The sequence below is a fragment of the Streptomyces sp. NBC_00012 genome (genome assembly GCF_045040875.1).
Classification (GTDB): domain Bacteria; phylum Actinomycetota; class Actinomycetes; order Streptomycetales; family Streptomycetaceae; genus Streptomyces.
This window is the reverse complement of record NZ_CP108309.1, coordinates 4,169,597-4,189,123: the sequence shown is the minus strand read 5'-3', so window position 1 is coordinate 4,189,123 and position 19,527 is coordinate 4,169,597. Positions and strand designations below refer to the sequence as shown.

The 19,527-nt window shown below is 71.0% G+C and carries 13 protein-coding genes, 2 tRNA genes and 1 riboswitch; of the genes, 9 read left to right on the top strand and 6 right to left on the bottom strand.

Annotated features, from left to right (window positions below):
* The first annotated feature begins 159 nt into the window (after positions 1–159).
* The 3 genes from OHA19_RS19195 (at position 160) to OHA19_RS19185 (ending at position 4,221) form a co-directional block, all read left to right on the top strand.
* On the top strand, positions 160–2,340 hold the full coding sequence (locus OHA19_RS19195) for a DEAD/DEAH box helicase (RefSeq protein WP_405714990.1): 2,181 nt from the start codon (positions 160–162) through the stop codon (positions 2,338–2,340).
* A 196-nt stretch (positions 2,341–2,536) separates the two neighbouring features.
* Entirely contained in the window at positions 2,537–4,057 is a 1,521-nt protein-coding gene (locus OHA19_RS19190) for an amino acid permease (protein ID WP_405714992.1), read from the top strand.
* Between the two features lie 91 nt (positions 4,058–4,148).
* Positions 4,149–4,221 (top strand) — tRNA-Lys (locus OHA19_RS19185).
* Positions 4,222–4,332: 111 nt separating this feature from the next.
* Here the strand turns inward: OHA19_RS19185 and OHA19_RS19180 are convergent.
* Together OHA19_RS19180 and OHA19_RS19175 are read right to left on the bottom strand one after the other, a co-directional pair.
* Entirely contained in the window at positions 4,333–5,727 is a 1,395-nt protein-coding gene (locus OHA19_RS19180; protein ID WP_405750906.1) for an FAD-binding oxidoreductase, read from the bottom strand.
* A gap of 227 nt (positions 5,728–5,954) precedes the next feature.
* The gene (locus OHA19_RS19175; protein ID WP_405714997.1) at positions 5,955–6,374 is read right to left on the bottom strand and encodes an SHOCT domain-containing protein; all 420 of its coding nucleotides are present in this window, start codon (positions 6,372–6,374) and stop codon (positions 5,955–5,957) included.
* 244 nt (positions 6,375–6,618) lie between these two features.
* Here OHA19_RS19175 and OHA19_RS19170 point away from each other — a divergent pair, with 244 nt between their 5' ends.
* From OHA19_RS19170 to OHA19_RS19145, 6 genes are all read left to right on the top strand, one after another.
* A complete protein-coding gene (locus OHA19_RS19170) occupies positions 6,619–6,840 on the top strand; it encodes a hypothetical protein (RefSeq protein WP_405714999.1) in 222 nt (73 codons plus the stop codon).
* A 63-nt stretch (positions 6,841–6,903) separates the two neighbouring features.
* Positions 6,904–8,115 carry an SPFH domain-containing protein gene (locus tag OHA19_RS19165; protein ID WP_405715001.1) on the top strand — a complete coding sequence of 404 codons (1,212 nt, stop codon included), beginning with the start codon at positions 6,904–6,906 and terminating at the stop codon, positions 8,113–8,115.
* A gap of 155 nt (positions 8,116–8,270) precedes the next feature.
* A tRNA-Met gene (locus OHA19_RS19160) sits at positions 8,271–8,344 on the top strand.
* 192 nt (positions 8,345–8,536) lie between these two features.
* Positions 8,537–9,697: a PP2C family protein-serine/threonine phosphatase gene (locus OHA19_RS19155; protein WP_405715003.1), complete on the top strand. Its 1,161-nt coding sequence runs from the start codon at positions 8,537–8,539 to the stop codon at positions 9,695–9,697.
* Between the two features lie 283 nt (positions 9,698–9,980).
* Positions 9,981–10,133: riboswitch (cyclic di-AMP (ydaO/yuaA leader) on the top strand.
* Positions 10,134–10,144: 11 nt separating this feature from the next.
* The gene (locus tag OHA19_RS19150; protein ID WP_405715005.1) at positions 10,145–11,239 is read left to right on the top strand and encodes a M23 family metallopeptidase; all 1,095 of its coding nucleotides are present in this window, start codon (positions 10,145–10,147) and stop codon (positions 11,237–11,239) included.
* A gap of 242 nt (positions 11,240–11,481) precedes the next feature.
* Positions 11,482–12,426: an aldo/keto reductase gene (locus OHA19_RS19145; RefSeq protein ID WP_405715006.1), complete on the top strand. Its 945-nt coding sequence runs from the start codon at positions 11,482–11,484 to the stop codon at positions 12,424–12,426.
* Between the two features lie 120 nt (positions 12,427–12,546).
* Here the strand turns inward: OHA19_RS19145 and OHA19_RS19140 are convergent, their stop codons facing one another.
* The 4 genes from OHA19_RS19140 to OHA19_RS19125 form a co-directional block, all read right to left on the bottom strand.
* The gene (locus OHA19_RS19140; protein ID WP_405753278.1) at positions 12,547–14,163 is read right to left on the bottom strand and encodes a PrsW family intramembrane metalloprotease; all 1,617 of its coding nucleotides are present in this window, start codon (positions 14,161–14,163) and stop codon (positions 12,547–12,549) included.
* Between the two features lie 101 nt (positions 14,164–14,264).
* Positions 14,265–15,113, bottom strand: a complete 849-nt coding sequence (trmB, locus tag OHA19_RS19135) for a tRNA (guanosine(46)-N7)-methyltransferase TrmB (protein WP_405721701.1) — start codon at positions 15,111–15,113, stop codon at positions 14,265–14,267.
* Positions 15,114–15,117: 4 nt separating this feature from the next.
* Entirely contained in the window at positions 15,118–16,374 is a 1,257-nt protein-coding gene (lhgO, locus tag OHA19_RS19130) for an L-2-hydroxyglutarate oxidase (RefSeq protein WP_405715008.1), read from the bottom strand.
* A gap of 233 nt (positions 16,375–16,607) precedes the next feature.
* Entirely contained in the window at positions 16,608–18,329 is a 1,722-nt protein-coding gene (locus OHA19_RS19125; protein WP_405750903.1) for a sporulation protein, read from the bottom strand.
* Between the last annotated feature and the right edge of the window lie 1,198 nt (positions 18,330–19,527).

The window sequence follows — 19,527 nt, the reverse complement described above, 5'->3', positions numbered from 1 at the left end:
GCCGAAACAGAAGCGCGCCGTGTGGCGCGTACTCTCCCTTGCCGTGGCTGGACCGCATTGAGGCGGTCGAAATTGCGAATCACGGAGTTACGGGCGCGTGCCGAGACTCCGGAAGGTTTCGCATTTCGCATGTCAATTTCCAGTTCTGACCACACCGTCATGCCCGAGAACATCGAGAACGACGAGCTCGTCGAGGCCGCGGAGGCCGTGGTCGCCGAGACCGCCGGTTCCGTCGAGGCGGACGCCCCCCAGGCCGAGCAGGCCGACACCGACTCCGCCGACGCGGACGCGGAGCCGACCATCACCTTCGGCGACCTGGGCCTGCCCGAGGGCATCGTCCGCAAGCTCGCGCAGAACGGCGTGACGGCGCCCTTCCCGATCCAGGCCGCGACCATCCCGGACGCTCTGGCCGGCAAGGACATCCTGGGCCGCGGCCGTACCGGCTCCGGCAAGACCCTCTCCTTCGGTCTGCCGACCCTGGCCACGCTGGCCGGCGGCCACACCGAGAAGAAGAAGCCCCGCGCGGTCATCCTCACCCCGACCCGTGAGCTCGCGATGCAGGTCGCGGACGCGCTCCAGCCGTACGGCGACGTGCTCGGCCTGAAGATGAAGGTCGTGTGCGGCGGTACGTCGATGGGCAACCAGATCTACGCGCTGGAGCGCGGTGTCGACATCCTCGTCGCCACCCCGGGCCGGCTGCGCGACATCATCAACCGGGGCGCCTGCTCCCTGGAGAACGTCCAGGTCGCCGTCCTCGACGAGGCCGACCAGATGTCCGACCTGGGCTTCCTGCCCGAGGTCACCGAGCTGCTCGACCAGGTCCCGGTCGGCGGTCAGCGCATGCTCTTCTCCGCCACGATGGAGAACGAGATCGGCACGCTGGTCAAGCGCTACCTGGACAACCCGGTGAGCCACGAGGTCGACAGCGCCCAGGGCAACGTCACGACCATGACGCACCACGTCCTCGTCGTGAAGCCGAAGGACAAGGCGCCGGTCACCTCCGCCATCGCCGCCCGCAAGGGCCGCACCATCATCTTCGTCCGCACCCAGCTGGGCGCCGACCGCATCGCCGAGCAGCTCGTCGAGGCGGGCGTCAAGGCGGACGCGCTGCACGGCGGCATGACGCAGGGTGCCCGTACCCGGGTGCTCGCCGACTTCAAGGACGGCTACGTCAACGCGCTCGTCGCGACCGACGTCGCCGCCCGCGGTATCCACGTGGACGGCATCGACCTGGTGCTGAACGTGGACCCGGCCGGTGACCACAAGGACTACCTGCACCGCTCGGGCCGTACCGCGCGGGCCGGCAAGTCCGGTGTCGTCGTCTCGCTGGCGCTGCCGCACCAGCGCCGCCAGATCTTCCGTCTGATGGAGGACGCGGGCGTCGACGCCTCGCGCCACATCGTCGGCGGCGCGGGCGCCTTCGACCCGGAGGTCGCCGAGATCACCGGTGCCCGTTCGCTGACCGAGGTCCAGGCCGACTCCGCGAACAACGCCGCCAAGCAGGCCGAGCGCGAGGTCGCCGACCTGACCAAGCAGCTGGAGCGCGTCCAGCGCCGCGCCGGCGAGCTGCGCGAGGAGGCCGACCGCCTCGTCGCCCGTGCCGCCCGCGAGCGGGGCGACGACCCCGAGGCCGCGGTGGCCGAGGTCGCCGCCGAGGCGGAGGCCGCGATCGAGGCCGCCGTCTCCGTGCCGGAGCAGCCCGCCGCCCGTGACGACCGTCGCGACGACCGGGGCAACTTCGACCGCCGGGACAGCCGTGGCGGCGACCGCGGTGGCTACCGCGGTGGCAACGACCGCCGGGACGACCGCGGTGGTGACCGTGGTGGTTTCCAGCGTCGTGACGACCGCTCGTCCGGTGGCTTCCGCCGCGACAACGACCGTCCGTCCTTCAACCGCGACCGCCGGGACGACCGCGGCGGTGACCGTGGTGGTGACCGTGGTGGTTTCCAGCGCCGTGACGACCGTCCGTCCGGTGGCTTCCGCCGCGACAACGACCGTCCGTCCTTCAACCGCGACCGTCGCGACGACCGGCCGTCGGGCGGCTTCCGCTCCAACGACCGTCGTGACGACCGTGGCGGCCGCTCCTTCGACCGCCGCGACAACGACCGCCCGTCGTTCAACCGCGACCGTCGTGACGACCGCCCGTCCGGTGGCTTCCGCTCCGGTGGCAGCGACCGTCCGTTCAACCGCGACCGTCGTGACGACCGTCCCTCCGGTGGCTTCCGCTCCGGTGGCGGCGACCGTCCGACCGGCCGCCGCGACGACCACCGGGGCACCGGTACCAACACCGGTTCCTTCGGCCGCCGCGACGACAAGCCGCGCTGGAAGCGCAACGGCTGAACGCGCATTGGCTGAGCACGCATCGGCCGAACGCGCTGAGGACCTGCTGAAGGTCCGGTGAAAGGTCTGCGGAAGCGGGCCCGCTCCTCACGAGCGGGCCCGCTTTCTTTTCACGAAGATCGTTGCCCGGCACGTTTTCCCAGTCGTGACCGTGGCGACCGCATGTGTGCCCCGGCGTCAGGGAATCGCTGGGTGCATGACAAAAGACTTGGGCGAGGACCGACCACCACCGGGTGTCTCCGACGAGGAGCGCCTCGCGCAGCTCGGGTACACGCAGACGCTGGCCCGGCGCATGTCGGCGTTCTCCAACTACGCCGTCTCGTTCACGATCATCTCGGTGCTCTCCGGCTGCCTCACGCTCTACCTCTTCGGCATGAACACCGGCGGCCCGGCGATCATCACCTGGGGCTGGGTCGGAGTCGGCCTGATGACGCTGTTCGTCGGCCTGGCGATGGCCGAGATCTGTTCGGCGTACCCGACCTCCGCCGGCCTCTACTTCTGGGCCCACCGGCTGGCCCCGCCACGCTCTGCCGCGGCCTGGGCCTGGTTCACGGGCTGGTTCAACGTCCTGGGCCAGGTCGCCGTCACCGCCGGGATCGACTTCGGGGCGGCGTCCTTCCTGGGCGCTTACCTGAACCTCCAGTTCGGTTTCGAAGTCACCCCCACCCGCACGATCCTGCTCTTCGCCGCGATCCTGCTGCTGCACGGTCTGCTGAACACCTTCGGGGTACGGATCGTCGCGCTGCTGAACAGCGTGAGCGTCTGGTGGCACGTCATCGGCGTCGCCGTCATCGTCGGTGCCCTGACCTTCGTGCCGGACTCGCACCGGTCGGCGTCGTTCGTCTTCACCGAGTTCGTCAACAACACGGGCTGGGGCAGCGGCTTCTACGTCGTGATGATCGGCCTGCTGATGGCGCAGTACACCTTTACCGGCTACGACGCCTCCGCTCATATGACGGAGGAGACCCACGACGCGGCGACGGCCGGCCCGAAGGGCATCGTCCGGTCGATCTGGACCTCCTGGATCGCGGGCTTCGTCCTGCTCCTCGGCTTCACCTTCGCCATCCAGTCGTACGACGGGGCGCTGAACTCGCCGACCGGCGCCCCGCCCGCCCAGATCCTCCTGGACGCCCTCGGCGCCACCACCGGCAAGCTCCTGCTGCTGATCGTGATCGGTGCCCAGCTCTTCTGCGGCATGGCGTCCGTGACCGCCAACAGCCGTATGATCTACGCCTTCTCGCGGGACGGGGCCCTGCCCTTCTCCCGCGTCTGGCACACGGTCAGCCCCCGCACCCGCACCCCGGTCGCCGCGGTCTGGCTCGCCGCGGCGGGCGCCCTCGCGCTGGGACTCCCGTACCTGATCAACGTCACGGCCTACGCGGCGGTGACCTCCATCGCGGTGATCGGCCTCTACATCGCCTACGTCATACCCACGTTGCTCCGCCTGCTCCGGGGCGGCGACTTCGACCCGGGCCCCTGGCATTTGGGCCGCTGGTCCCGCCCGATCGGCATCGTGGCCGTGGTCTGGGTCCTGATCATCACGGTGCTGTTCATGCTGCCGCAGATCTCGCCGGTCACCTGGGAGACGTTCAACTACGCACCCGTCGCGGTGCTGGTGGTCCTGGGCTTCGCGGCGGCCTGGTGGCTGGCATCGGCGAGGCACTGGTTCCTCAAACCGGATCACAAGCGCACGATCACCCCGGACGACCTCGTGTGACGGTCCGGAAATCCACCGTGACGGGGCCCGGTAACCGATACCCGATCGGCGGCCGGGCCCCGGCGGGCTATGCTCAGGGGTGATTCGCCGAGGGCCGTTAGCTCAATTGGCAGAGCAGCGGACTTTTAATCCGTTGGTTGTGGGTTCGAGTCCCACACGGCCTACGTGCGGCAGCGGCGGAGAAGCCTCTCCGGCCCGCTGCGCGGCGCCTCGTCCGGTTCCGGCCGGCCGGGGCGCCGCGTCGTTTCCGGCTCCGGCGTTTCCGGGCCGCTGGGTCAGGCCGCCGGTGCCGGTTGGATGTTCTGGTTGGCGTGGAAGAAGTTGTGCGGGTCGTAGGTGCGCTTGATGGCGGCCAGGCGGTCGTAGTGGTCGCGGTAGGTGGCTCGTATCCGGTCCGGGGTCTCGCCCGCGCCGATGAAGTTCACGTACGTGCCGCCCATGGAGTGCGGGTGCAGTTCCTCCCAGTAGTCGACGCACCACTGCCTGAGCTGCCCGGCGTTGTCCGGGTCTGGGTCGATGCCCGCGATGACGCCGGACCAGACCGCGTCCCGGTAGGCCCAGGCCGTGTCGTCGGGGCCGAGCCGGTGGGCGGCCGCGTCGACCGGGTACAGGTGCGTGGTCGACAGGGCGGTGGGGAGGTTCTCGGCGTACTTGGCGTGTACGTCGATGGCGGCGTCGGTGATCCGGTCGAAGAAGTTGCCGCGCCAGTACCACTGCAGACCCGGGGGGAGCAGTTCGTCGAACATGGCCTGCAGGGCGGTGTACGGCATCGGGGCCATGAAGTGGAAGGCCGGCCGGCCGGGGTCCTCGACGGGCTGGAGGGTGGTTTCGAGGAGTTCGGGGTCGCCGGTCCAGCACCACACCACGCCGCACATCTTCTGACCGTGGATCTCCTCCGGGAACGGGGGACCGGGCGGCACGGTGAGCGCGGCGAAGAAGCCGTTGAGGTCCTCGGGGGCCTGCGGCAGGAAGTCGCGGTACCAGCGCAGCACGTCATGGATCCGGTCGACGGGCCAGACCGTGATGGCGACGCCCACCGTGTCCACCGGATGCAGCCGGAAGGTGAAGGAGGTGACGACGCCGAAGTTCCCTCCGCCGCCGCGCAGCGCCCAGAACAGGTCGGGGTGGGTGGTGCTGTCCGCCCGTACCGACGTGCCGTCCGCCAGGACCACGTCCGCGGCCAGCAGATTGTCGATCGTCAGGCCGTACTTGCGGGTGAGGTAGCCGTGGCCGCCGCCGAGGGTGAGGCCGCCGATGCCGGTGGACGACAGGATTCCGGAGGGGGTGGCCAGCCCGAACGCGTGGGTGGCATGGTCGAGGTCGCCGAGCGTGGTGCCGCCGCCGACCGTGGCCTTCCGTGCGCCGGGGTCGACGTGCGTCCAGCGCATGGGCGAGAGGTCGACGGTCACGCCGTCGTCCACCAGGCACAGGCCCGCACCGCTGTGGCCGCCGCCGCGGACCGCGAGCGTGAGGCCCGCGTCCCGGACGAAGCCGATCGCGGCCATTACGTCCGCCGCGTCGGCGCACCGCACCACCGCTGCCGGACGCCGGTCGATCATGGCGTTGTGGACGGTGCGGGCCCGGCGGTACTCCGGGTCCTGCGGGCCGACGACGGGACCGCGCAGCGCGCTCCGCATCGCGTCCAGGGCTTCGAGCGTGGTGCCGTTCATGGCCGGGCCATCTCCTCGTACGCCGAGATGGGGACCGCACCCCGCTCGGCCTCCCCGCCGGGCCGTCGGTGCGAGCGGATACGCCGTGACCCCGGCACCCGGAGAACCGCGGGTGGAAACGGTCACCGTGGCTGATGTCTCAAGCCTCCCCGCGGTCCTGGCGCCCTGCCAGTTCGCCGGACCGCGCGGAGGGAGACATACGCGCCGGGGCGCAGGTGGAGCAGGCGTCAGACGAGGAGCTTCGCCTTCGCACGCTGGTACTCCTCGTCCGTGATGGCGCCCCGGTCCCTCAGCTCGGCGAGCTTCGCCAGGTCGTCGACGTGGCTTCCCTGTTTCGTGGCGTCGGCGCCGCTCGCGTCGGAGGTGCCGGCGGCTTCCCGTACGTACGCCTTGAAGGCCGCGTCACGGTCCTGGGCTTCCTTGATGTCCCGCTTGCTCATGGACTTGCCGCGCACGATCACGTACACCAGGACGCCGATGTACGGCAGCAGCAGCGTGAGGATCAGCCAGCCGGCCTTGCCCCAGCCGCTGAGGTCGTGGCTTCGGAAGATGTCCGTGATGACCTTGAACAACAGGAACAGCCACATGACCCAGAGGAAGAACCAGAGCATGGTCCAGAAGAGGTCGAGCAACGAGTAGTCGTCCATTGGTTCGCTCCCAGATCAGTGCGAGTTCGTCGCGTCGGCAGGCCAAAAGATAAATCAGTCATATCACCGCATAAGTTCGCCCGCCTGCCGGTCGCCGGACGTTCGTGAGCACCGTCCACGAGGGCGGGCGCGGAGTACCGTGGAAAGATCGAGGGAGGCTGGGGCCTCCAGGAGGCGGTGACCATGAAGCGGTGCGGGACACCGCACGAGAAGCGGCGTGAGCAGGCGTACGCGAGGGCGACGCATGCACAGGGCCGATGAGTCCGCCCGGAGCCCGGTCGGGGCGGTCGGCCGCGTCACCGTGCCGATTCCGTCCGGCGGTCCGGGCGAAGTACTGGTGGCCGTACGGGGTGGGTCCGAGGCCTACACCGCATGGTCGGCGACGTCGATCGACAGGGACGCGCGGGTGGTGGTCGTCGACACGGTCTCGGCGCGCGGCGTGATCGTGGAACGCCTGCCGTCCTGAGCCGGAAAGGTCGGAACCGTCGCGCACACCACCGACGCAGTGACGTACGGCAGGAGTCTTCCCATGTTCTTCTGGCATGTTCCCGCCCCCAACGAGGCGATGCTCATCTCCGGTTCCAAGGGGCAGACCCTGGACACCCAGTTCCGGATCGTCACCGGGCACGGCAGCTTCGTGCTCCCGGTGAAACAGAAGGCGCGCATGCTCTCCCTGGCGCTGCGCGAGGCGGAGATCACCGAGGACTGCGTGACGCAGCAGGGCATCCGCCTCAACGTCCGGGCCGTGGCCGTCTTCAAGGTCGGCGACGACGCCGTGTCCATCGCCAACGCGGCCCGCCGCTTCCTGACCGAGCAGGAACAGATGGAGGAGCTCGTCGGGCGGATCTTCGCCGGGCATCTGCGTTCCATCGTCGGCGGACTGACCGTGGAGCAGATCATCCGTGAACGCAACCGGGTCTCCCAGGAAGTCATCGCCGGCAGCCACGGCGAGATGGAGAAGCTCGGCATCGTCGTGGACGCCCTCCAGATCCAGGAGATCGACGACGCCACCGGCTACATCAAGAACCTCGCGGCCCCGCACGCCGCCGCGGTCGCCAGCCAGGCCCGGATCGCCGAGGCCAAGGCCGACCAGGAGGCCAGCCAGCGCGAGCAGCAGGCCGCCGCGCTCAAGGCGGAGTACGAACGTGACACCGCGATCAAACGGGCCGGCTTCCTCGCCGAGACCGAGCAGTACAACGCCCGCGCCGCGCAGGCCGGGCCGCTCGCCCGGGCCCGGGCCTCGCAGGAGGTCATCGAGGAGCAGACCGCGCTGGCCGAACGGCAGGCCTCGCTCGCCGCGCAGCAGCTGGAGGCGGAGGTCCGGCGCCCGGCGGACGCCGAGGCGTACCGGCAGCGCACCCTGGCGGAGGCGGCCCGGGACCGGGCGAAGTTCGAGGCGGACGGCAACGCGTACACCGAGCGGACCCTCGCCCAGGCGCAGGCCGACGCCAACAGTGTGCGCGCCGCATCGCTGCGTGACGGCAATCAGGAGCTCATCGCGGCCAACCGCATCGTGGAGAACCTGCCGGCCCTGGCCGACGCGGCCGCCCGGGGCATGTCCGGCGCCGACCTCACCGTTCTCAACGGCACCAACGGTGTCAACGAGATGGCGGCGGGCGTCGTCGGCCAGGGGCTGGCGATCCTCCACTCGCTGCAACGGGGTGCGAACCCGGTGAAGCAGCCTTCGGTCCACGGGAAGGCCGCCTCCGCGCCCCGCATCTCCGGGACGGACCGGTCCTGACCCTTCCTGACCCGTCCGTCCTGCCCGTCGCGGATTTCGGCCGGGCGAAGGCCGGATCGAAGGGCGAGACGGAGGGGGTGGAGGGCGGAATCCAGGGTGGGTGAACCCGAGTGGTCAAAAGGGCGCCGGAGATGCCGTAGAGTTGTGTTCATCGACGCGGGGTGGAGCAGCTCGGTAGCTCGCTGGGCTCATAACCCAGAGGTCGCAGGTTCAAATCCTGTCCCCGCTACTGAAGAATTCAGGCTCGGTACGCATACAGCGTGCCGGGCCTGAATCATTTCGCTGTGTGGTGGGTGAAACCGCGGCGCACATTTCCCCCCATTGGCCGATGAGGAGTCGCCGCTCCGTACCGGTCCGGCGAGTCTGAGGGTGGGGCGCGGTACCGTCCGCAGCCGCGCGCGTACCGGGCAGGAGACCACAGGTGTGGAAGCGGGAGAAGCGGCGCGGCAAGCATGCCGGAGGCGGTGCCCGTACCCGGCGGTTCGTACGGATGCTGCCTGCGCTGATGATTCTCGGCGGGCTGTTGTTCGACGCCCTCACCCCGCCCGCCTTCACCGCCATTCCGCTGTTCGTGGCCGCTCCGCTGATCGCCGCCCCGTTCTTCTCGCTGGCCAGCACCATCCGCACCGGTGTCGCCGCGATGCTGGCCGTCGTCGCGCTGCGGCTGTACACCAGTACGTTGCCGAAGGCCGTGCCGTTGATCGAGCTGCTCACCCTGGCCACCGTCTCGGTCCTCGCGGTCGTGATCAACGGGGTGGTGCGGCGCAGCAACGAGCAGCTGGCCTCCGCGCGGTACGTCGCGGAGACGGCCATGCGCGCGGTGCTGCCGCAGCCGTCCGACCGGATCGGCGGACTGCATGTCGCGGCGCGGTACGAGGCGGCGCAGGCGGACGAGTTCGTCGGTGGTGACCTGTTCGCCGTGGCGGACACCCCGCAGGGGGTGCGGCTGGTGGTCGGTGACGTACGGGGGAAGGGGCTCGACGCAGTCGAGACGGTGGCGGTGGCCATCGGGGCGTTCCGCGAGGCGGCCGAGCAGGAATCCTCGCTGGAGGGGGTGGCGGGGCGGCTGGAGCGGGCGCTGGCGCGGGAGGAGGCGCGGCGCGGCGGGCTCGACGTGCTGGAGGGCTTCATCACCGCCGTGCTGGCCGAGATCCCGTACGGGCTGTCCCGGGTGCGGATCGTCAACCGCGGTCACCCCGAACCGATCCTGCTGCATCCGGACGGGGCGCTGGAGGTGCTGAAGCCCTCCGTGCCCGCGCTGCCGCTCGGGATGGGCCTGGGGGTGTGGCCGGAGTGCACGGACGAGTGGGATCTGCCGGCCGGGGCGACCCTGCTCCTCTACACGGACGGTCTCTCCGAGGCGCGGAACGCCGATGGGGTCTTCTATGACCCGGCGGCCCGGCTGCGCGGGCGGATCTTCCCGGGGCCCGAGGAACTGCTGTCCGCTCTGACCGATGACGTGCGCCTGCACACGGGCGGCGAGACGACCGACGACATGGCGTTGCTCGCGGTCGCACGCCCTGCGGAGGGGCAGCCGGACCGGCGAAGGACGGTGCGGATCGTCGGTGCTGAGGAGATATGAGGGGGAGGCGGGGGCGAGGGGTGAGGGGTGAGGACAGTGACGTGGTGGGGTGATGCCACCGTGCGTAACCGAAAGGCGCCACTCCGCATAACATTTGACGCAACGTCAGAAACGGGGTAATGGCTGAAGGTCGGTCAACTCGTCCGATTCCACCCGCTTGTGTCCCGTAAAGTCCAGGCCAAAGAAGTGAACGATCAGTGGGAACAGCTTGGAATACGGCCCCGGTGTCTATTAACGTTCGATAACGCAGCGCGGTCGTCCCAGCCGTCATCAGTGGCGGCACCGTGCGCGAGCGCCGAATTCCGCAAGGGAACCGGGGAACCACCTACATGGGGTGAATCGGACACCTGTGTCTCGTGAGAGACAGAGGGGCCCGTAGGAGACCTTCCTGCTCCGAACCCGTCAGCTAACCCGGTAGGCGAGAAGGAAGGAAAGGAGTGCGCCCCCGTGGCGTCCAACAAGCCTGCCCCCGAGGCCCCGTCCCGGTTCGATTTCGACTACGGCACGGAGCCCGACGGCGACTTCACCGGCAATTTCACGGGTGAGTTCACCAGTGAGCCCGACCGCGGCTGGGACGAGTGGAACCCCACCGAGGAGTCCGTCCGCCCCGTGCGTGGCAGGCACCGCGTCGCCAAGCAGCGCAACGGTCTCGCCCGCAGCTCCACGGTGCTGGGTGTCGGCGTCATAGCGGCGGTCGGCGCGGGCGGCATGGCCTCCGCGCAGAGCAAGCCGCCGGTCTCCATCTCCATGCCCGACGCCATCACGGACAACCTCCCCGACGCCAAGTCCCTTCCCGGCGTGGGCGCCCTGTTCTCCGACGAGTCCGAGGCCGACAAGACCGAGGTCGCGGCCGCCAGCGCCCCGCTCACCACCGCCGGCATCACCACCGCCGAGGCCGAGCAGGGCGCGACGGACGCGGGCGAGGCGCTCCGCGCCCGCATCCTCCAGCAGGCCGAGCAGCAGCAGGACGCCGCCGACGCCGAGGCCAAGGCGGCCGAGGAGAAGAAGGCCGCGGAGAAGGCGGCCGCCGAGGCCCAGAAGCAGCAGGACGAGGCCAAGGCCAAGGCCGCCGCCGAGAAGAAGAAGGCGGAGGAGGAGGCCAAGAAGAAGGCGGAGGCCCTGCGGCTGGCCAAGCTCGCCGCCAGCTACGCCATCCCGACCTTCTCGTACACGATCACCTCGACCTATGGCCAGGCCGGTTCGATGTGGTCCTCCGGCTACCACACCGGCCTCGACTTCGCCGCTCCGACCGGCACCCCGATCAAGGCCGTCCACGGCGGCACGATCAAGTCGGCCGGTCTGGCCGGCTCGTACGGCTACCGCACCGTGCTGGAGTTGGAGGACGGTACGGAGGTCTGGTACTGCCACCAGTCCTCGATCGGCGTCAGCGTGGGCCAGAAGGTCACCACCGGCGAGACCATCGGCCGGGTCGGCGCGACCGGCAACGTGACCGGTCCGCACCTCCACCTGGAGGTACACACCCCCGACGGTGCGGGTATCGACCCGATGGCCTGGCTCCGCAGCAAGGGCCTCACCCCCTGATCCGACGGTTGCCCCGTCCGCCCCGCCCACTTCGTGGGCCGCTTGATCCGAGCCGGTTCGCCGGCCGATGAACCCCGGCAGTCCTGACGCTCACCCCCCGACGTCAGGGCTGCCGGTCTTTTGTGGGCGGTGGGGAGGTCGCGAGCGGCGGGGTGAGGCGGTGAGTACCCGGGGCGGGTGGAGCGGCTGGGGCAGGTGGAGCGGATGGAATAGCGCGCCATCCGGAATCTGTTGATTCATTTATGACTTCTCTTCGCAAGCTGGGCCCCTCCGACCTCCAGGTCTTCCCGCTCGCTCTCGGTGGCAACGTCTTCGGCTGGACCGCCGACGAGGCGCAGTCGTTCGCCGTGCTGGACGCGTACGCCGCGGCCGGCGGCAACTTCGTCGACACCGCCGACGGCTACTCCGCGTGGGTCCCGGGCAACGAGGGCGGCGAGTCCGAGACCGTCATCGGCAAGTGGCTTGCCGCGCGCGGCAACCGCTCCGACATCGTCGTCGCCACCAAGGTCAGCACCCACCCCCGGTACCAGGGGCTCGCGCCCGCCAACATCAAGGCCGCGGCCGAGGAGTCGCTGCGCAGGCTCGGAACCGAGTACATCGACCTCTATTACACGCACTTCGACGACAAGACCGTGCCGGTCGAGGACATCATCACCGCCCTGGACCAGCTGGTGAAGGAGGGCAAGGTCCGGGAGATCGCCGCCTCCAACATCGCTCCCGCGCGGCTCCAGGAGTCCCTGGACTTCTCGGAGCGCGAGGGGCTGGCCCGTTACGTCGCCCTTCAGCCGCACTACAACCTGGTCTCCCGCGACACGTACGAGGGCGAGCTCCAGGACACGGCGGCCCGTGCCGGGCTCGGCGTTGTGCCGTACTTCGCCCTGGCCTCCGGTTTCCTCACCGGCAAGTACCGTCCGGGCGCCTCGGTGGAGAGCGCGCGGGCGGAGGGCGCCCGCGCGCATCTGGAGTCGGAGCGGGGGCAGAAGGTTCTGGCCGCGCTGGACAAGGTCGCCCAGGAGCGCGGTGCGGAGATCGCGACTGTCGCGCTGGCCTGGCTCGCGTCCCGGCCGACGGTGGCCGCGCCGATCGCCTCGGCCCGTACGGTCGAGCAGCTGCCCGCGCTGCTGGCCGTCGCCGAACTCACGCTGACCGAGCAGGAGCTGGCCGAACTCACCGAGGCATCCGCCTGATTGTGCCCGCCTGATCGTGCCTGGCTGTTCGTGCCCGGCCGGTGGCGTGCGTCCGAGTGCGTGTGGCTGCTGCGACGCCCCTGGAGCGCGGTGTGCTCCCGGGGCGTTCGCGCTGCCGTCCTAGTGCGGTGGCTGCTGCGGCAGCAGGTAGGGGTTGTAGCCGGGGCCGGGGCCGGGGTTGTGGCCGTGGCCTTGGCCTTGGGTGGGGCCGTTGAGGTAGGTGCCGTACTGCGTGTGCGGAGGGAACGGTCCGGAGTACGGGGGCGACGGCCGACGGTGGGGGCGCAGGAGGCCCGTCGCCTGCGCCGCGTACGTCAAGGCGGGGGCGGCCACCTCCCTGCGCTGCCAGAGGTGGTGCAACAGCTCCAGCTCGCGTTCGGCGAAGTCCGGGCCGACCGTCCCGCGGCGGGCCTGGAGGCGCAGCGAGGCCAGTGAGGTCGCGAACGATTCGTACTCGGCGACGGTCCGGGCGGCCGCCTTGCCGTGGGCCTTCGCCATGGCTTGTGCCTGCGCCGTTGCCTGGGCAGACGGCCAGGGCGCGGGTCCGGGCACCGCCCCGGACGTGGCTCCGGGGGCCCGGCCGGGCATGGCTCCGGGGGCCCGGCCGGGCCCGTACGGGATCTCCTGGCTCCCCTGGGCGGCGAGGGTGTATCGGCGGCGTGCCGCGTCGCGGGCCAGGCCGCGGGCCCGCATCGTGGAGAGGGCGAGCGGCTCCGCCGGGGTGAGCCAGCCCGCAGCCGCGTAGGAGGGCAGCTCGGCGGCGAGTGTGCGCAGCTCCCGGCGGCGCGACCAGATCGCCAGCCAGGTCACCAGGCCGAAGGCCGGGACCATGAAAACCGCGTACACGGCGTAGAAGCCGTACGGGCTGAAGACCGCCGACCCGTTCCACAGCGAGTGCATGCCCATGGCGAGGACGAGCCCCAGCAGCGGCAGCAGGATGCGGCGGATCCGACGGTGCCGGGCACTCGCCGCGGCGAGCCCGAAGCCTGTGCCGGTCAGCACCGTGAAAAGCGGGTGGGCGAACGGCGACATCACCGCCCGTACGAAGAACGTCGCGGCCGTCACCGACACGACGCCGGAGGTGCCGATCTGCTGGTCCTGTCCGAAGGCGTTGCCGAGGTAGAGGATGTTCTCCGTGAAGGCGAAGCCGCTCGCGGTGATGCCCGCGATCACGATGCCGTCGACGATCCCGTTGAACTCCCGCCTTCGGAACAGGAAGATCAGCAGGACCGCCGCGGCCTTGGCGCTCTCCTCGACGACCGGGGCTATGACCGTGGCGCCGAGGGTGTCGGCGTTCGACGGATCGGCGGTGGTCGTGGCTATCCAGCGGGTGGCGAACGAATTCGCCAGGATCGCGACCAGGGCGGCGGCGAACGCACCCCAGGCGAAGGCGAACAACACGTTCCGCCAGGGGCCCGGATCGACCCGGTCGAGCCAGCGGAACGCCGCCAGCAGAAGTGGCACGGGCAGCACGGCGAGGCCGAGGCCGACGAGGAATCCCTGAGTGCCCGTCTGATCGCGGACCAGGGCCAGGATCGCCAGACCACAGAGCGCCAGCACCGTGAACACCGTCGCGACGCGAAACGTCCGGCTGCGCCACACCATGCCCACGCGGCGCGGCCGGTAGCGCCACTGCCCGCGCTCCGGCACGGCAGCCAGGATCTCGCCGACCCGCTGCTCCTCGAGAAGCGGGACGGCCGGCTGCGACTGCCACTGCTGGACAGACCCGTCGGTCACCACGCAACGACCCTAACCAGCGGCACTGACACCTGACCATGGGGCGCCGGGACCGATAGGACCCGCCGGGACCACTCACCGTGCCGGTCTCGGCGGCAGCCTCAGCTGCGGGCGAAGAGCAGGTCGTGCACGACATGGCCCTTGTCCAGGCCCTGCCCCTCGAACCGGGTCAGCGGCCGGAACGCGGGCCTGGGCGCGTAGCCGCCGTCCGCCTGCGTGTTCTCGAAGAGGGGGTGCGCGGTGAGCACCTCCAACATCTGCTCGGCGTACGGCTCCCAGTCGGTCGCACAATGGATCACCGCCCCCGGCTTCAGCCGTTGCGCCACCAGATCGAGGAACTCCGGCTGGATCAGCCGCCGCTTGTGATGGCGCTTCTTGGGCCACGGGTCGGGGAAGTACACCCGCAGCCCGTCCAGCGAGTCCGGCTTGAGCATCTCGCGCAGCAGGATGATCGCGTCGCCGTTGGCCACCCGGATGTTGGACAGGCCGTTCCGGTCCGCGAGACCGAGCAGATTGCCCTGGCCCGGGGTGTGCACATCGACGGCGAGGATGCCCGTGCCGGGGTCGTCGGCGGCCATCTGCGCGGTGGCCTCGCCCATCCCGAAGCCGATCTCCAGCACGGTCGGCAGCCCGTCGAACAGCTCGGGCAGGTCGAGGACGCGCTGCCCGTCGATGTCCAGGCCCCACTTCGGCCAGAGCCGCAGCAGGGCGTCCTCCTGGCCGGGTGTGACGCGGCTGCGGCGCGGCTGGAAGCTGCGGATCCGGCGCTCGTGGTGCGAGCCGGCCGGGTCGATGGCGGGCCCGCCCGGGAAGCGCGGCTCCTGGCGCAGCCTGCGCTGCCGCTCGAACGAGGCGGCGCGCAGATCGTCCGGAATCCCGGCAGCGGACGAGGAGAGGTGCTCGGAGGAGCTCTCGGGGGAGTCCCCGGAGAGGCTCTCGGAGGGGTTCATGGGCTCAGACACAATGCCCCGATTCTACGGCGGGCGGTCTCCACCCCGTCTCCCGTGCCCGGAGCAGCGCCCTGCGTGCCACCTCCCGCCCGATGGGCAGCGAGGCCGTCGCGGCGGGCGACGGCGCGTTCAGTACGTGGACGGTGTGCGGGGCCTCGCGGATGAGGAAGTCGTCCACCAGGGTGCCGTCCCGCAGCACGGCCTGGGCCCTGACCCCGGCCGGGGCCGGTCTCAGATCGGCCTCCGTCACCTCCGGCAGCAGCCGTCGCACGGCCCGGGTGAACGCGTGCTTCGACAGCGAACGGCGCACCTCGCCCGCCCCGTACCGCCAGTGTCTGCGCGCGATCTGCCAGGTGCCGGGCCAGGCCAGGGTGTCCGCCAGCTCGGCCGGGCGCACGACCGGCCAGCCATACCCCTCGCGGGCCAGCGCCGGCACCGCGTTCGGCCCGACGTGGACGCTGCCGTCGTGGCCCCGGGTCAGATGGACCCCGAGGAACGGGAACGCCGGGTCGGGCACCGGATAGACCAGGCCGCGCACCAGCTCCGGCCGCGACAGTTCGTAGTACTCACCCCGGAAGGGCACGATCCGCATGCCCGGGTCGTCGCCCGCGAGCCGGGCCACCCGGTCGCAGTGCAGCCCCGCGCAGTTGACCAGCACGCGGGCTCGCACCACCGGGCCGTCCGCCGTACGCACCGCCACGCCCCAGGGGCGCCGGTCGATCGCCGTGACCTCCGCCCCGTAACGGATCACCCCGCCGGCCCCGCTCACCTCGGCGGCCAACCGGGCCGCGACCGCGCCGAAGTCGCACACACCGGTCGACCCGACCCGGATCGCGGCGAGGCCGCTCACCCGGGGTTCGTGCTCCGTGATCTGGGCGGGGCCCAGCTCGCGCACCGGCAGGCCGTGCTGCCGGCCGCGCTGGACCAGGGCGTGCAGCCGGGGCAGCTCGGCCCGCTCGGTCGCGACGATCAGCTTGCCGGTCACCGCGTGGGCGATGCCGTGTTCGGCGCAGAAGTCGACCATCTCGGCGGCGCCGCGCACCGCGTAGCGGGCCTTGAGCGAGCCGGGACGGTAATAGATGCCGCTGTGGATCACCCCGCTGTTGCGCCCGGTCTGGTGCCGGGCAGGGCCCCACTCCTTCTCCAGGACCGTCACCCGGGTACCCGGAGCGGTGCGTGTGATCGCGTACGCCGTCGACAGCCCGACGATCCCGCCGCCGATCACCAGCACATCGCAGTCGTATGCCGCGCGCGTCATCATCACGCCACCTCCCACCCCGATAGTGCACTGACCCACTGACAACGCACTCAAACCAGCGGGGCTCAGCGTGGCGCCGAATCCTTACGGCCCGTGGCACAGGGTGTCCGCGCGGATGCCGTGCGTGTGGTCCGTGTGCCGTCCGGGATGTCGCACGGATGCTGCGCCGACACCGCGCGCCTGCCTGCCGACGTCCCCTGCCGACGCCTGCCTGCCGCTGCCCGCCGCCCGTCCGGTTACGCGGGCGCCACCAGCAGCGGCCTGGCCCGCTCACGCAGCTCGGCGACGCGCGGCTCGTGGCCGTACGGTTCGAGCCGGTGCAGCAGATCCCGTACGTACTCCGTGGTGCGTGCCGAGGAGATGCGGCCCGCCACCTCCACCGCCCGGGTGCCCGCGGCGCAGGCGGCGTCCAGATTGCCCGACTCCAGCTCGGCCACCGCCGACACCACGAGCCGCAGCCCGTGGGAGCGGACGAATTCCTCGGTGGGCCTGGAGAGCGCCTGCTCGGTGAAGCGCCGCACCTGCCGGGGCGCCTTCAGGTCGAGGTGGCACTCCGCGGCATCGGCCGCGAACCTGTCGTACGAGTAGAAGCCGAGCCAGGACGGGTCCGCGTCACCGTCCCTGGAGCGCTCCAGCCAGCCCTCGGCGGCCTTCAGTGCGGATCCCGCGGCGGACGCGTCGTTCGCCTTGGCATGGGCACGCGCCTCCACCAGACGGAAGAAGCTCATGGTGCGGGCCGTGGCGAGCCCTCGGTTGCGCTCGACGGCGGCCTGCGCGAGGTCGACCCCCTCGTCGGCGAAGCCGCGGTAGGTCGCCTGGAGCGACATGGACGCGAGCACGTAGCCGCCGAGGGGCACGTCGGCAGCGGCCCGCGCGAGTCTCAGCGCCTGGATGTAGTAGCGCTGTGCGGCCTCCTGCTGACCGGTGTCGAAGGCCATCCACCCGGCGAGCCTGGTCAGTTCGGCCGCTGCGCCGAAGAGTGCCCGGCCCACCTCGTCGCTGTACGAACCGAGCAGCAGCGGCGCGGCGTCGACCCGTAAACACTCGGGAACCATGGAGGAACGCCAGTCCCCGCCACCGTACTTGGAATCCCAGCGGCGGGCGTCCTGGGCCGCCTCGCGCAGCTTGGAGACATCGCTGTGGCCGACCCGCAGCGGGGAGATGTCGCTGGTGGCCCCCGCGGGGATGGTGGTGGATACGGATGCCGACACCGGTGCGGGTGCCGGTGCGGACGGCGACGCCGGTGCCGGTGCGGTGTCCGGGCGGGGCTGGGCGGGGATGGCGGGTGCCTGCAGCGTGCCCAGTGCACCCAGCGTCCCGAGCGCTGTCCGGGCCGCCTGTGCGTTCAGCGCGGCCGGGGCGCCGGGCGGCACCGCCGCCGTGCTCTTCGCCGCCTTGCCCGGCGGGCTCTGCGCCCCTGCACCGCTGTGTGCGCCCCGTGCGCCCTGGGTGTCGAAGGCGGGGACCCCGGCTGCCGTCGCGTCGCGTTCCACCGTCGCGTCGGCGGGGGATATCAGCCAGCGGGACGCGGGCGTCGCGTACGCGCTCACCGAGAACGAACCCGCGAGCGACTGCCAGATCCCGCCGCTGCCCGCCCGCCGCCCGGCCAGATCCAGCCGGTACAGCTCGGTCGCCGAACGGACCGCCTCGCCCACGTCGCGCGGGAAGGCCAGGCCGACCTCCGGCGCCGGGTCGGCGTCCGCGAGCCCGATCTCGTGCAGCGGGACCGGCCGGCCGAGCTTGGCGCCGATCGCCGCGGCGATGAGATGGGGCGCGGCGCCCTGCGGCACCATGCCCTTGGAGACCCACCGGGCCACCGAGGTCTTGTCGTACCGAAGTGTCAGACCGCGCTGCGCCCCGAGGTCATTGACCCGCCGGGCGAGCCCGGCGTTGCTGATTCCCGCGAGGGCGAGAACGGTTCCGAGCTTCTCGTTCGGTCCGCGTTGCTCCCTGGACATGCGCCACCCCTCGACACGCAGACGGCCGCCGCGTCACCATCGCGGTGCGCGGCATTCGTACCGTGTCCTCCCCAGCGACGGTCCCCGGCACTCCGGCCGCACACGCATATGGCCGAGCCCCGAGGAATATGCCTCCTGCAGAGAACCTCAGTAAACCCAGCGTAGTTCGCCGCATCCCTACCGTTAAGGGGCAGACGTCCGTATGGCGGGATTGTTGTCCGTGCCGACGCGGGCGGCGGACCGGACGGTGCCCGGGTGCGCTCGGGACGCGGATCGGGCATGGACCGGACGGGGGCCGGACGCGGTCCCGGAACGGTGTCCGCCGGGCCCGGAGCGCTGCTCGGCGGCGCACGGGAACGGCACGTGAGGGGCGTCGTCCGTGCCTGGTGCCGGCGTCGTGGGCCGAGCCTCGGACGTGCTCCTGGTGTGTGGCCGTGCGCCCGGCCGTGCGCTCTCGTCCGGCGGTTTCGGAAGGGTTTCCATGGGTGCTGCGTGGGTCGGCCCGCTGCACAGGACTCAGTGGGCTGGGGGACACTGCCGCCTCATTCCCCGCAGGCGGCGGACCGGTCCGGGAGGTGAACGACACCTCCCGGACTGTGCGTCGGCGGCCCCGGCGGAGATCTTCCGCGGCTGCCGCGGGGTTCCGGGAGATGTTCGGGAGCGACCGGGGAATGAAGTGGGGCGAAAGGGGACTTCTGATGCGGCGAGTTCCTCGTTGCAAGGTTCCGACCCGCTCCAAGAATGGCCGAATGTCGTCGGTCGCCCGAGGTTGGGCCGCCCGATTCGCGGACATCTCGTCGACCGCCGGAGGGTTGCCCGTCGACGACCCGCGAACGGTCCGTGGCGGCTCGGGCACTGCTTGAGTGTGGCCGGATTTCGGCTGGTGGATCCGGCTCGTACGGGGAAGGCAACGCGCCTGTTCTGTGCGCCAGTTGGTGAATGAGGCGCTTGGCTGTGACCGTGCGTGATGTCCCGCCGTCAAAGCGGCGTCCGGTTTCCGGCGGGGGTGTACGCGCCCGGGGCCGGCCCGGTCTTCCGCCGGCCTCCGGCCCGGCCGGGCCTTTGCCAGGGGCGCATGCCCTTCCGACGTGCGCCGTCCGCAGCCCCTCCTGTGCGCTGTTGTCGTGGCAGCATGTTCGCAACGGCGCCGCGCGTTACCGGTGTTCACCCGATACTTCCTGCTGCGCCGTTTTGTCCA

Coding starts and splice junctions, on each gene's coding strand:
- lhgO (WP_405715008.1), bottom strand. CDS start 16,374: ATGATGACGCGCGCGGCATACGACTGCGATGTGCTGGTGATCGGCGGC.
- OHA19_RS19125 (WP_405750903.1), bottom strand. CDS start 18,329: ATGTCCAGGGAGCAACGCGGACCGAACGAGAAGCTCGGAACCGTTCTC.
- OHA19_RS19180 (WP_405750906.1), bottom strand. CDS start 5,727: ATGAACGGCACCACGCTCGAAGCCCTGGACGCGATGCGGAGCGCGCTG.
- trmB (WP_405721701.1), bottom strand. CDS start 15,113: ATGAACCCCTCCGAGAGCCTCTCCGGGGACTCCCCCGAGAGCTCCTCC.
- OHA19_RS19170 (WP_405714999.1), top strand. CDS start 6,619: ATGCACAGGGCCGATGAGTCCGCCCGGAGCCCGGTCGGGGCGGTCGGC.
- OHA19_RS19190 (WP_405714992.1), top strand. CDS start 2,537: ATGACAAAAGACTTGGGCGAGGACCGACCACCACCGGGTGTCTCCGAC.
- OHA19_RS19145 (WP_405715006.1), top strand. CDS start 11,482: ATGACTTCTCTTCGCAAGCTGGGCCCCTCCGACCTCCAGGTCTTCCCG.
- OHA19_RS19195 (WP_405714990.1), top strand. CDS start 160: ATGCCCGAGAACATCGAGAACGACGAGCTCGTCGAGGCCGCGGAGGCC.
- OHA19_RS19165 (WP_405715001.1), top strand. CDS start 6,904: ATGTTCTTCTGGCATGTTCCCGCCCCCAACGAGGCGATGCTCATCTCC.
- OHA19_RS19175 (WP_405714997.1), bottom strand. CDS start 6,374: ATGGACGACTACTCGTTGCTCGACCTCTTCTGGACCATGCTCTGGTTC.